The organism is Fibrella arboris, assembly GCF_041321095.1.
Lineage (GTDB): Bacteria > Bacteroidota > Bacteroidia > Cytophagales > Spirosomataceae > Fibrella > Fibrella arboris.
The window spans coordinates 452787-465487 of sequence record NZ_JBGGWE010000001.1; the positions used below are offsets into that span (position 1 = coordinate 452787).

At 53.4% G+C, this 12701-nt stretch carries 14 protein-coding genes; 7 read left to right on the forward strand and 7 right to left on the reverse strand.

Features of this window, described 5'->3' with window-relative positions; genetic code table 11:
• Nucleotides 1–45 precede the first annotated feature (45 nt).
• From ACAW75_RS01715 to ACAW75_RS01725, 3 genes are all read left to right on the forward strand, one after another.
• On the forward strand, nt 46–246 hold the full coding sequence (locus tag ACAW75_RS01715; RefSeq protein ID WP_370726933.1) for a hypothetical protein: 201 nt from the start codon (nt 46–48) through the stop codon (nt 244–246).
• Nucleotides 236–736: a hypothetical protein gene (locus ACAW75_RS01720; protein WP_370726934.1), complete on the forward strand. Its 501-nt coding sequence runs from the start codon at nt 236–238 to the stop codon at nt 734–736. Before ACAW75_RS01715 ends, ACAW75_RS01720 begins: the two co-directional genes overlap by 11 nt.
• 206 nt (nt 737–942) lie before the next feature.
• Nucleotides 943–1563 carry a DUF4142 domain-containing protein gene (locus ACAW75_RS01725; RefSeq protein ID WP_370726935.1) on the forward strand — a complete coding sequence of 207 codons (621 nt, stop codon included), beginning with the start codon at nt 943–945 and terminating at the stop codon, nt 1561–1563.
• On the opposite strand, the gene ACAW75_RS01730 is transcribed toward ACAW75_RS01725, so the two are convergent.
• Complete coding sequence (locus ACAW75_RS01730; protein WP_370726936.1) at nt 1560–2075, reverse strand: DinB family protein; 516 nt, start codon at nt 2073–2075, stop codon at nt 1560–1562. The two genes, ACAW75_RS01725 and ACAW75_RS01730, sit on opposite strands and share 4 nt — an antisense overlap.
• Nucleotide 2076: 1 nt before the next feature.
• Nucleotides 2077–2475 (reverse strand): RidA family protein, encoded by a 399-nt coding sequence (locus ACAW75_RS01735; RefSeq protein WP_370726937.1) that lies wholly within the window; start codon nt 2473–2475, stop codon nt 2077–2079.
• Nucleotides 2476–2644: 169 nt separating this feature from the next.
• On the opposite strand from ACAW75_RS01735, the gene msrB reads away from it, so the two are divergent.
• Together msrB and ACAW75_RS01745 are read left to right on the forward strand one after the other, a co-directional pair.
• Complete coding sequence (gene msrB, locus ACAW75_RS01740; protein ID WP_370726938.1) at nt 2645–3154, forward strand: peptide-methionine (R)-S-oxide reductase MsrB; 510 nt, start codon at nt 2645–2647, stop codon at nt 3152–3154.
• A 273-nt stretch (nt 3155–3427) separates the two neighbouring features.
• Complete coding sequence (locus tag ACAW75_RS01745) at nt 3428–5203, forward strand: ABC transporter ATP-binding protein (protein WP_370726939.1); 1776 nt, start codon at nt 3428–3430, stop codon at nt 5201–5203.
• Nucleotides 5204–5333: 130 nt separating this feature from the next.
• Here ACAW75_RS01745 and ACAW75_RS01750 read toward each other — a convergent pair whose 3' ends face one another.
• The 5 genes from ACAW75_RS01750 to ACAW75_RS01770 all read right to left on the reverse strand — a co-directional run bounded on the left by ACAW75_RS01750 (nt 5334) and on the right by ACAW75_RS01770 (nt 10162).
• Nucleotides 5334–6578, reverse strand: a complete 1245-nt coding sequence (locus ACAW75_RS01750; RefSeq protein WP_370726940.1) for a hypothetical protein — start codon at nt 6576–6578, stop codon at nt 5334–5336.
• A gap of 61 nt (nt 6579–6639) precedes the next feature.
• Nucleotides 6640–6945: a winged helix-turn-helix domain-containing protein gene (locus ACAW75_RS01755; protein WP_370726941.1), complete on the reverse strand. Its 306-nt coding sequence runs from the start codon at nt 6943–6945 to the stop codon at nt 6640–6642.
• A 70-nt stretch (nt 6946–7015) separates the two neighbouring features.
• Nucleotides 7016–7642 carry a hypothetical protein gene (locus ACAW75_RS01760; RefSeq protein WP_370726942.1) on the reverse strand — a complete coding sequence of 209 codons (627 nt, stop codon included), beginning with the start codon at nt 7640–7642 and terminating at the stop codon, nt 7016–7018.
• Nucleotides 7643–7714: 72 nt separating this feature from the next.
• Nucleotides 7715–9196, reverse strand: a complete 1482-nt coding sequence (locus ACAW75_RS01765; protein ID WP_370726943.1) for a T9SS type B sorting domain-containing protein — start codon at nt 9194–9196, stop codon at nt 7715–7717.
• 222 nt (nt 9197–9418) lie between these two features.
• On the reverse strand, nt 9419–10162 hold the full coding sequence (locus ACAW75_RS01770) for a 3-keto-disaccharide hydrolase (RefSeq protein ID WP_370726944.1): 744 nt from the start codon (nt 10160–10162) through the stop codon (nt 9419–9421).
• A gap of 250 nt (nt 10163–10412) precedes the next feature.
• On the opposite strand from ACAW75_RS01770, the gene ACAW75_RS01775 reads away from it, so the two are divergent.
• Both ACAW75_RS01775 and ACAW75_RS01780 read left to right on the forward strand, forming a co-directional pair.
• Nucleotides 10413–11513, forward strand: a complete 1101-nt coding sequence (locus tag ACAW75_RS01775) for a DUF922 domain-containing protein (RefSeq protein WP_370726945.1) — start codon at nt 10413–10415, stop codon at nt 11511–11513.
• A gap of 53 nt (nt 11514–11566) precedes the next feature.
• Nucleotides 11567–12688 (forward strand): glycosyltransferase, encoded by a 1122-nt coding sequence (locus tag ACAW75_RS01780; RefSeq protein WP_370726946.1) that lies wholly within the window; start codon nt 11567–11569, stop codon nt 12686–12688.
• Nucleotides 12689–12701: the final 13 nt, after the last annotated feature.

Here is a 12701-nt window from a genome sequence, read left to right on the forward strand (position 1 = left end):
GTTTTGTGCTTGTTTTTTATTAGACAATCAATCAAATTTGTCTATATGAGTAAGGTCAGCCGATATAATAGTATTCAGGCCCTGAAAGCTAATGCCAAAGCAACAGCCTCAACGGTGGCTGTCGTTGCTGACCGTCACGCCAAGTTTGAAGGCTTTATTAGCTCCCTAAAAGGCGATTCGATGGCGACTGGCGTTTCAGTTCGCAAGCAAAAAGCGAAAAGCAAGGGAAACGGGTATGGCTCATAACAGCACCTTGGCAGTCTTTGATACATTCAACAAAAAGTTAGTCAGTTATTTAATTGTGGGCGGCACTGCTGTGTCTTTCTACGGCCAGTATAGACGGTCTATCACTAGTAGTGGCGAAGTTGTAGATAAGCCTGATATTGACATCTGGTATAACCCAACTTATACCAACTACTATAACTTGCTGAATGCTTTAAGAGCGCTTGGTCAGGATGTAATACGCTACCAGGAGGAGACGACGCCCGATCCCAAAAGTGCTTTTTTTAAGTACGAGTTAGATGATTACACGCTTGACCTAATTCCTCGTTTACATGCACCACTAAAATTCAGTGATTGCTTTAGCCGCCGCACAATAGCGACAGCAGCGAGAATTGAACTGCCCTTTATCAGCCTGGCTGATTTGCTGACAGACAAACGGTCGTTGGGACGAGCAAAAGACTTAAGCGACATCGAGAATTTAAGGCGGAACAATCCAGACAGCCTTGGGCTCTGATTTGTACCGTTCGCTTCGGTTGAGTCCCTCCTCATTGGTAAACAATGAAAACTACCCGATGTGATGCACCACCGGGCCCATGAGTTATTGGCCCGCAACAGCACCCGCGAGGCCTGGCTGACGCTGTTACTGGTCACCGCTGAATAGCCTTCCAAACAAGTAGATTTTTACAGAGTTTCTACCATACAACAACGCTATGAACAACCATGAACAACTCAAGAACCCGGTCTGGCCTGATTGGCATCAGCACAGTCGGCCTTTTTCTACTGGCAATCAGCCTATTGGCGATGATGTCGAGCTGCGCCAAAGACAGCACCGACAAAGTTGATGAGGCCAACAAAAAGCAGATTGAGAACCAGTCGGCCGCGATCAGTAAAGACGCCAAGGCCGATGCCGTGAAGATGGCCGAAAAAATGGCCGATCTGGCCGGCATGAATAATACCGCCCGAAGCCTCAGCGAGGTAGCCCTGCAACGGGCTACTAACCCACAGGTGAAAGCCTATGCCCGCAAAGTGCTCGACGGCAACCGGCAGGCCGACAATGAATTGATGCAACTGGCCCGGTCGATGAACCTGCAGCTTCCTGCCACGCTGACCTCTGAAGGGCAGGACAGGCTCGCTGACCTGAAGAGCACTAAAGGAGGTACGGAATTCGACCTGAAATACCTGGATGAGCTAGGAAAGGTGTCGAAGAAGTCGGCCAGCGTTGCCGATGACCTTAACGACGATGGCACCACAGAAGCAGTGAAAGTTTACGGAAAAAAGGCGACTCAATCACTGGAAGCCCAGGAAGACGCGATCAAGCAATTAACAAACGTGCTGAATTAATACGCTGCCAATACAGCTATATGGTGTTGGGTGTGGATGCGGACAAAATACAGCATCTCCCGAACAGATAAGAGCCCTAATGCTGGATGTGGCATCTGGTATTGATCCAGCTCTTCCTCCGTCCAGGTAGCCAGTTGCTCGGCCAGGGTCAGGTACGTATCCGTAAGCCTCGTTCGTACGGTGGCTTTATCCGCAGGTACGTCGTCGGGGCGGGGCGACAAATTGGCCGGTGCCTTTATTCCTTTGCTCAACGCCTGCCGGTACAACTCCCCTATGTCGCTGATTGACCGCGACGGCCTCCCAGCTAACCCCCATTGGGTCATGATCGCACGGGGGCCAGCCAGCAACCGCGCTACAGGCCGTGCCGACAGGAATAGGTGCTGCATGGTATCACCCACTGACCAGCGGCCCTGTGGCTGGTTTGCAAATTCAGCTTCTGTCAACTGGGCGGCCAAATGCCTGAGCTCCTCTGCTTCCTGAGCCAGTAACGCCTGTAAATCAGCAATTTTCATACTAGACAATGGTTGATCCGACTGGCAATACGGCAGCAATGGCTTCTAGCTCAAGTTTCAACCCGTAATGCAATCCGGGTACCGGCACCACCGCCCGCGCTGGTTTATGATCGCCAAAGAAGGCGGCGTATAGCCGGTTTACATCGCCCCAGTCGTTTACGTCTGTTACATAAATACGAACCTGAAGTACCTGATCGGGTGCACTCCCCGACGCCAGTAAAATTGCCCGCAGATTATAGAAGACAGCTTCGGCCTGGCGGGCCAGCGGGGCATCAGTCAATTTTTCGTCCGAGGGGGTTACCGGCAGGATACCCGATATATAAACAAGGCCGTTATGAACAACAGCAGGCGAGTAGTGACCACCAGCTGGCGCGACTTTGGTAGCGTTAATGAATTCCATCGGGGAAACCTGTTTGTCAAGTGGTTAATTCCTCAAATATAAAGGCTGCGCTGTCATTCGCTACGCGTCATTTGTCGTCATTAGTTGTATTAATTGAAAACAACAAATAGTACTTAGTGACGACAAATAGCGCGTAGCGACTAACGACGCAGCAAACGACCCTGGCGAAATGAATCTGAATCGACTCTTTTTGGTGGTTGCCCTACTGGTTGCGGCAGGGGTGTGGGTGTATGGCAGGTACGTTGCCAAACCACGGCCGCCGCATCGTCGACCCGCTGGTGTTACGTCGCCCGGTAACCGGCGCGTTGCGCTGTCAGATGCGGATTGGCAGGCGACGTTAAGTCGGGCGCAATACAACGTACTCCGCAACCGCGATACCGAATGGCCGGGAAGTAGCCCGCTGCTCCACGAGCACCGGCCAGGTACGTTCATCTGCGCAGGTTGCCACAATCCGCTGTTCTCATCGACAACGAAGTTTGAGTCAAACACAGGCTGGCCCAGTTTTTACGCCCCCATTGTGGCTAATGCCATATACACCGAGCCTGACGGTAACCGAACGGAGGTACGTTGTGCCGTTTGCGATGGGCACCTTGGGCACGTCTTTACCGATGGCCCCGCTCCTACCGGCCTGCGCTATTGCATGAACGGGGAGGCTATGCAATTCGCAACGAAAAAATGATACCCGACGCATTCAGGAGCGGTGACCTTTTGGCAAAGGCATGGCCAGGGCCTGGCGCGTATTAGTAAGGACCTGTTTTTTTGCGAACAGCGGGGAGAACACAAAAAGGTTATGTTCTCCCCGCTGTTTCTTTGTCATAACTCATTGGATTTAACCATCGGCGCTTCCGTTGCTTGTTAAATCAATTCGTCGCCTACGCCACTTTTCCGGCTTTTTGCTGGTTTCTTCTACAACTGTTCTGTACCATCCTCTCCAGACACGAATCAACTATCTATGAAATTACTGTACGCTTATCTCAGTCGTTATTGGGGCCTGCTGATTTTGGCCCTTGTGCTGGCAGCGATCAACCAGATTTTCTCGCTGCTCGACCCCTATATTTTTCGAAAAATCATTGACCAGTTTGTGGTGAAGCCCGGCGGCAGCTGGGGCGACATCAACTTCTGGGGCTTCCTGAGCCAGGGGGCGGGCTGGCTCATTCTTCAGGCACTGGGCGTGGCGATGGTCAGCCGGATTGCCAAGAATTTTCAGGATTATTACGTCAACGTGATCACGCAGCGGTTGGGCGCACAGCTATATACCGATGGTCTGCGCCATTCGCTCGAGCTTCCGTATCAGGTATTTGAAGATCAGCGCTCGGGCGAAACGCTGGGTATCCTGCAAAAGGTCCGCACCGACGTTGAGAAGCTCATTCAGTCGTTTGTAAACGTGCTGTTCACGTCGGTAGTCGGCATCGTCTTCGTCATGTGGTATGCCGCTACGGTCTACTGGCCCATCGCTCCGGCCTACTTCCTTACCATACCCCTGCTTGGCTTTGTGAGTTCGCTGCTAAGCAAAAAGATCAAGGTAGTGCAGAAAACGATCGTGGCCGAAACGACCGCCCTGGCCGGATCAACGACCGAGAGTCTGCGCAACATCGAGCTGGTAAAGAGCCTGGGGCTGGCTCAACAGGAAACCGAACGCCTCAACGGCACTACCACCAAGATTCTGAAGCTGGAACTGAAAAAGGTGCGTTACATCCGATCGCTGTCCTTTATCCAGGGTACGTTCGTCAATCTGCTGCGCAACGCCATCATGCTGCTGATGCTGTTCCTGGTGGTGCAGCAAAAAATCACGGTCGGCGAATTCTTCTCGCTGTTCATTTACTCGTTTGCCATCTTCGGTCCGTTGCAGGAACTGGGCAATATCATCAACGTCTATCGCGAAACAGAGGCCTCACTGGCCAATTTCCAGCGTATCCTGGACACTCCGCGCGACAAAAAACCAGAACACCCGCAAGCCATCAACCGCATTGAACAACTGGCATTCGATGAGGTACGGTTCAAGCACCTGTCGGCCAGCGTACCTGCGCTGGCGGGCATTTCGTTTGATTTGAAAGTGGGCGAAACCATTGCGTTCGTTGGGCCGTCGGGGTCAGGAAAAACCACGCTGGTGAAACTGCTAGTGGGCCTGTATCAGCCTCTATCGGGGCAAATTCGGTACAACGGCATTCCCGGATCAGCCATTAATCTGGATGAACTGCGCGAGCAAATCGGTTTCGTGACGCAGGATACGCAGTTGTTTGCCGGGACCATCCGCGAAAACCTGAAGTTCGTAGCCCCCAACGCTACCGACGCCGACTGTCTGAAAGCCCTGCATCAGGCCGCTGCCGACTCGCTGTTGGCCCGCGCTCCGCAAGGCCTCGATACCGTCATTGGCGAAGGTGGCGTGAAGGTGTCGGGTGGTGAAAAGCAACGCCTGAGCATTGCCCGTTCGCTGCTGCGCCAACCCGCGTTATTGGTGTTCGACGAAGCCACCTCGGCCCTCGACTCACTGACGGAGGAAGAAATTACGAATACCGTGCGTTCGCTCTCCGAATCGCGGCAACGCATGACCATCCTGATTGCCCACCGCCTCAGCACGATCCTTCACGCCGACCGCATCTTCGTGCTCGAAAAAGGGCATGTCGTTGAGCAGGGCGGGCATAACGAATTGCTTGAGCATAAGGGCCTGTATTACGCTATGTGGCGGCAGCAGATCGGCGAACGCAAAGAGAAGCTGGTGACGGTGTAGGTACGCTGCCAGTAACGTGCGAGGGCTTCCTGAGGAAACTTTAACGGCCCATCGGGCCACAACCTTGGTAGAAAACGGGATGGTAGTTCTACCAAGGTTGTGGCCCGATAGGCCGTTAAAGGGCTACTTCCTATTTAAACCCGAAGAGCAAGGGGAATAGGAAGGTCACTACGGCGGCCCAGAGGCTGTAGACAGGCAGGAAAACGTTCATTGACTGACCCACCAGCGATACGTCGGACTTTCGGGTCAGGGCCCCGAAAAGCCGTAGGCCAACCACCAGCAGGTGAGTCAGCATCAATACATTGGCGCCCAATACCGCTGCTCGATTGGGCGTTAAGCCACCTTCTGAGATGCGGAACAAGACGGCCGATAACGCAATGCCGTTGACCAGTACGGTTACCGCTGACAGTAGAAAGAGAATGAGCAACTGGGTACGACTCTTGGTGGCCGGCGCCGACTCGGCTACCGAAAAGAAAATAAGGGCCATGACGCCGATCAGCAGCGCATTGAAAAGCAGCAGAAACTCCCGGTCATGGTAGGGATCTTTGCCCGAGAAAACGGTGGCGACCAGATACACCACCAGCATGACCAGTACCACCGGGCTAAACAAACTGGCAATAAGCGGCGATACTTTATTGACAATGGCTGGCTGGGTCTGGGTCAGGAACGTACCTACGATCGGCACGGCAGCCAGGCCACCGATCACTATGTTGTCGAAGTAGAATTTTTCGATATTCCAGCCAATCAGTCTGAACAGGTTAATGGTGATGCCCGTCGTTATGCCACCTGCAATCAGAAGTAGGGCAATCATAACCACCAGGTCGCCATTATGGCGCAGAAAACCGAGCCAGTTTGCACCAGCTTTCAGTTTTCCGCCGCCATACGTAAAGCCCAGCAGTGACCACAGCCACAGCGGCAGGTGAATGCAAGCCAGAATCAATGTATCGCTGGTATTGCTATTGGGCAGAACGTTGATAAACACGCTGGCGGCCAGGGTGAGTCCGGCTAGCCAGGCCCCTGTTTTCGTGGAAATTTTATTTTTCCAGGCGTAGTAGGCAATCAACAGAGGGAAGACGATGAAGCCAATATTCCGGGTGTAAAAGAATTCTTTGTCGGCCGACAGGATATCCGGTAGTTTGGCCAGCAGCGCGGCCGCCAGAGAAGCCGCCACTACCATTTTTCGATCGGTGGGCGTTCCCCAGGTAAGCTCGTCGGGCGTGTAATTCAGTCGTTGATACCACCCCTCGGCCAGCGGGTTGTCGCGTAGTTGGGGGTACAGCTCGTTGAAGGCCGATTTAAAGGTTGGCTTGTTGGTCCAGTACAGCTTTTCGAGTTGCAGTGGCTTATCGAGATTGGCTAATATTTCCTGACGCATAAAAAACAGGTGGTTAGTTTTTAAAGTACTTTGTGTTGCAGAGTTAAAGAGCAAAAAAATATCACGACACTTTGCTGGTCAAAATAAGACGCTCCAGCGCATCGAGGTGATGTCTAAACGCTGTGGTTCCGTGGGCGGTCGCCTGGTAGCGGGTATTGGGTTTGCGCCCAACAAACTGTTTTTCGACTGTCAGGTAGCCCGCTTCCTCCAGCGTTCGCAGGTGGCTCGACAGGTTACCGTCGGTTAGTTGCAGGCTTTCTTTCAAATAACTGAAATCGACACTATCGGCCACCATCAGCACCGACATGATACCCAGCCGGGCCCGGTTCTCAAAATCCTTGTTAATATGTTGTAAGTAGTCTTTCACCTTGTCTATACCAAGCCACTACAAAGTTTTTTTGTTCACTTTTCGGGGCAACAAACGGGCAGTTTGCTGTTCACTTCCTCTCGTACTTGTAGTAGATCAACGCGCCATACAGTATATGCAGCCCCCCAAAGCCCAGCCCCCAGGCAACCAGACCGTACTCGACCTGAAAGCAGACCAGTAGCCCCAAAACCAGCTCGCCCAACCCCAGATAACGGATATCCGTAAAGGTGTACTTACTGCTGTTGATCAGCGCCAGTCCATAAAAGACAAGCATCGAAGGTGCTACCAGGTAAAGATTGTGGTGGTAGAGTAGTACCAGACAAAAAACGCCGCCTGCCGCCATCGGAATGCACAGATTATTCACCATCGCCAGCGCCTGATGGTGCCAGATCGACTGCTTGTCTTTTCTGGCCTTGAACTGGCTGAAGCCAATGGCTGCCCCCGCCGCTAGCAGCAATACCCCCACGGCGACCAGCATCAGAAAGGTGCTCATTTCCTGGCTGAACGTACCCGTATACAGATCCGTGTAGGTTAGGTGCAGACTATTCAGCTTCCAGTAAACCAGCGCTACACCAGCCAGCGCCACCAGACCGACCGCTATACCAGATAATCCGCTCAGGGAAGTGAACCGGGCGGAACGCTCCATGAGGCTACGAATTTCCTGTAGGGCCGCCAGTTGATCTTGATCTTGTGCCATGTAAAGTACTTTGTAGTGCAAAGTTAATAGCGTTTCTGATCATACAATGACCGGAAGCAAAATTTTTTTGAATTAATAGGCAATGATGAGTCGGCCCAGTTTCTGCTTCTGACTCACTTTCTCGCGCTGTTGCAACACGTAATCGATCTGCCAGGCGTACACGCCCGATTGGCAGGCAACGCCATTGCGTGTGCCGTCCCACTGAAAGGGCGCTTTATCTGTCTGAAAGATCACCTCGCCCCAGCGGTTGAAAACAGACAGCGACGTCAGGGTGATATCGCCACAGGCAAACGGCTGAAATACATCGTTGAGCCCATCAGCATTGGGCGTGAACAGGTCGGGCGTGTAAATAACGCAGCCACACTCGCCGTAATCAATATCGATGGAGTCGCGAATGGTGGCGCAGGCGTTGGTTACCGTTGCCCAATACGTACCTGACCGTTTGACGGTTCGTTCGATCTGATCGAAACCGTCCTGCCAGGCAAATTTCCCGTCGCCAAAAGAAGGCTCTATCCGGTACACATCCGCGCCGCACACCGCTTTGTTGGGCCCTAGTTCCAGTTGTGGCGGCTTAATAAACGTAACGCGGACTGAATCGGTCACGACGCACCCGGCCTGGCTGATTTGCAGGCTGTACGTGCCGTTCTGCGTAACCTGAAAATCAGCCAGGCCGGAGCCATCCTGCCACCGGTAATTAGGCGCATTGGCCGGCCCCCGGAGCGTAAGCGACTGGGCAGTACACAGGGTCGTATCGGCTCCCAGCGTGAAGTTCAGCGCATAGTCGACTACAATCGTATCGCTGAGCACCTTGCAAGGCGTGGTTACCGTTACCCAGTATTTGCCCGGTTTCGTGACCAGGTACGTTGCCGAGGTGTTGCCGTCGTTCCAGCGGTAATCGGTGGCACCGGGCGTTTTAGCAGTCAGCAGGTAGGTGCTCTGCCGACCACAAAGCGTGGTGTCTTTACCCAGTTCAAGCTCAATAGGCACCAGCGACACATCGTCGATGAAGATGTAATAAAACGCAAGCATGGCAGGCAACGTGTTGAAACTGCCGATGGTCATGAACCGTTCGCCGCCTTTAGCTTCAAACGTACCGCTGATTTTATCCCATTTGAATGAACCCGACACGGTCTTTGCCTGGGTATCCAGAATCTGGGGCTTGGCAAACAACAGGTTTTTTGCCGTTGAGGTCAGCGGTTGGTTGGAGAAGTGCGCCCCTATGGTGCCAGCAATGTACTGATTGGGATTACGGGAACTGACGTACATTTCGAAGTAATAGCACTTGGCGGCTTCGAGCGGCTTAGCCAGCGGCGTGGCGAGGTACTCGGCCCAGCCCTGATCCAGAAACAAGCGCGCCAGTCCGTTCCCCGTGCGTGGCGCTACCTCGATCTGGTTTGTCGGGAAACACTGATTATAAAAATCGGGCGTAGCTTGGTTCGGGTTATACCAGGGCACAGCCTCTTCCAGCAGGTTATCTTGCCGGGGGCAGTTGCGGTAGGTCTCAAAGCTGACATTAGGTACCAGTTCCTGCGCAAACGTCGGTCTATTGGTCACAATAAACAGGCTTACCAGCAGCCAGAAAATCCTTTCTGGCCAAACGGGACGGCGTATGTTCTGTAAACATGACATCTCAGCAGACTACAGTAACCGCACAACTTAATTGCCTGTTTACGAGGCAACTATAAGTAAGCAGGCGGCAGCTGTTCAGTGTATATAAAACAGAGTCGACCGCGATAACTACTTAACATGACCCTACCACCATCCGTGGATGTATTCCTAAAGCGGGCGCCACTTTATATTCCGGAACCAGACGCTGCTTCCCCAGTCTTGCAGGCCGATGCGCCCACTGTATTTACCCTTGCTGATCGGGGCATTTTTGAGGTTACTGACGGCCACCAGCTTTTTCCAACTGTCGCTGGTGAGGTCATGCTCCTGAATGCTATAGCCGTTCAGTGAGACCGTCAGGCGGTTCTTTTTCAGGATGAAATGTACCTTGTTCCAACTCCCGACGGGCTCAATTTCCCGCACACGTGCCACGGCCAGGTTGAAAAAATCGCCGGCCCGATGCCCTTGCTGTTTGTCTTCACCAACGCCAGCCAGAATGGCATCATCTTCTAGCTGAAGTTCCAGACCGGTATCGTACACGTTCTTGAACTGGGGTTGCTCCTGCACAAAAAAGAAGATGCCGCTGTTCGTAAACTTATCGACCTTCCACTCGGCTTTACACTCAAAATCACCCGAAATTGGCTGGTCGGTCACCAGATCGCCGCCATCGGGTGCTTTGTTACCCGCCCGGCTGGGTACGTTTAAGTGTAAAGCCCCCTGATCCGTCTGCCACGACGAGCCTACTTTGCTTCCCGGAGCCCCGTACTTATGCCAGCCTGCCGTATTTTTTCCGTTGAACAGCAGTTTCCAGCCGTCTTTCTTTTCCTGCGCCGACAAGGTATTGAGCGGTTGTGCCTGTGCCTGCATAAAGGCAGAACCTACCAGCATTCCGAAAGCGATGATACGAATGAGCATAGTGAGTGAGGGGAATGAATGGGGTGAGTGAGGGTCAATAAGAAACGATCAGCCGATCAGAAAACAAACCAAAGCAGACCGGCTTGCTACTCAAGTCACCCGGTCATTCATCGCCTTTTGAAGAGCACGTTTGGCGCTATTTTCGTGTTTACTCAGTAACGCCGAACCGGGCGGGCGTCCCCGCTCCAGTTCCGGTAGGTAAAACCGGTCAATCACTACCGAAGCTCCAGCTTCGGCCCTACTGCATTCAATGAAGTTCTTTTTCTGGCGCTGGCCGCTTTTTTTCCTCACCGTACTGGGCACAGCGTGGACTCGCCCGGCCGGTCCGCCTGGCAGTGCTGTCATAACCCTTCAGCCTGAAAGCTTACCCTTCATACCCACGGAATATTACATTGAGAGCGTGCAGGACAGGCGGCCACAACGCGACGCCTTTGCCACGCTACTGCTTCGGCCCGACCAGCCCGCTACCCCCGTTGATCTGAATGGCGGCACTGGCCCGGCAATCTACACATACATAGCCCGGAGCCTGAAGCAAAACCGATCACTCCGACCCATCATCCTGCGGATCACGGTGGGCAACCTCACCGAAACGGCGGGCCCAAAAGGCACGATCAATGGCCGATTGAGCCTGTCGCTGGCGTTTGATGTAAAACGCGAAGATGAACAACTGTCGCTGGTGACCTATCAGGGCAATGCGCGCTACCAACGCCCACCGGGACAAACCCAGGTTATTGAGAAAGTGATTCGGCAAAGTGTGAATGAAGGCCTCAAATTCCTGAATAATTTCATGAACAAGGAGTCTGACAACGTACCTGTGCTGGCCAACAAGCTCACGGTCACGTTCAATACCGTCACAACCCGCACAGCCGCCAGTAACGACACTGTTTTTTATGACCCCGACCGCCCCCTGACCTGGGACGATTTTCGGGCCACTCCGCCCACCACCAGTCGCTATGCAGCCCAGATCATGCCGGGTGTATCGTATGAAGGGCACAGCGATATTGACAAAGGCAGCATCAACGTGAAGCTCAAACTGAAGGTGTTTATGCTGAAGAGCCAGTCGTGGGTAAAAGCCATTGGCCATAACGACTACGCCCTGAACCACGAGCAGCGCCATTTCGACATTGCCCGCCTGGCCATGGAAGATTTTAAAAGGCGGGTCCGGCCCGATAGCCTCTCGCTGAACGACTACAACAGCAACATTCAGTATCAGTATATTGAGATGTACCGGGCGCTCAGTAACCGGCAGCAGCAGTACGACGACGAAACGGCCCACGGTATCAACCAGGCGGTGCAGGCCCGCTGGAATACCCGGATCGATACGGAGTTGCGTACTTTTGGCCTTAAATGATCGTGAAGCGTAATGACCACCAATGACCGGTGCGCCGGTGCAGCCGCAGCCAAATGACAGGTAACGTACTGCACGTCTCCACGGCACACCGCCCCCATGATCCGCGTATTGTTTATAAGCAATGCCCGACGCTGGCGGCCGACTACACTGTCTGGTGTGCCATTCCCGATGCCGACCCGCAGGCAACGCCCAACGTGCAGTTTATTTCGCTTCCCTATTATGAACAGGTGATCTGGCGAATCCTGATCACCTGTCCGCTGATTGTCTGGCGGTGCTGGCAGATCCGGCCTGACGTGGTCCATTTCTACGTACCTGAGTTCATTCCATTTGCTTTTCTGTTTCGCCTTCGGGGCGCCCGCCTGATCTACGAAGTACAGGAAAACCTGTTCAAGAAAATGCACCTGAAAGTCAGAAACCGGGGCTGGCTGCTCGAAAAAGCCTTCGCTGCGCTCGACCAGCTGGCCCGCCGGCATTGCTACTGCCTCTTTACCGAACACGGCTACCTGACTACCTATACCAACCTGCGTAAACCGTCGGCGGTGGTGTACAATTACGCCTCGCTGCCCCTCATCGATCCGTTCCGCCGGCCGTATCTACCGTTGAAACAGCCCGCTACCTTTTTCTATATCGGCTGGCTCAGCATGGAACGCGCCGTTGATACGCTCCTGGCCGCGCTGGCTATACTCCGGGAAAAGCACATCGATTTTTTTGTCCATCTGTTTGGCCGACAAACGTATTCGCAGGCAGTATTAGCGGCCAACACGGCTTATCAGCAGGTACGTACCCAGCTCCGTTTTTATGGCTATACCGATCAGAAAATGGCCCTGCCCGTTGCGGAAGGTGCAGTGGCCGGGCTGGCGTTGCTGAAACCCATTGGCGATTACCCGGAATCGTATACCACGAAGCTCTTTGAGTACATGGCGTTGGGGTTGCCCGTTGTCACAGCCGATTTTCCGTTGTATAAAGATGTGGTCGAACGACACCAGTGCGGCTTCTGTGTGGACCCGTACGACCCCACGGCCGTAGCCGACGCCCTAACGTACCTGATCAACAACCCCACAGAAGCCGAACAGATGGGAAAGCGCGGCCGGGAAGCGGTCATACAGCATTACAACTGGACTACGGAGGCAGCTAAGCTGCGCGCGTTTTATAAGCAGGTGCTACAAACGCCATAACCAGCAGACAGGC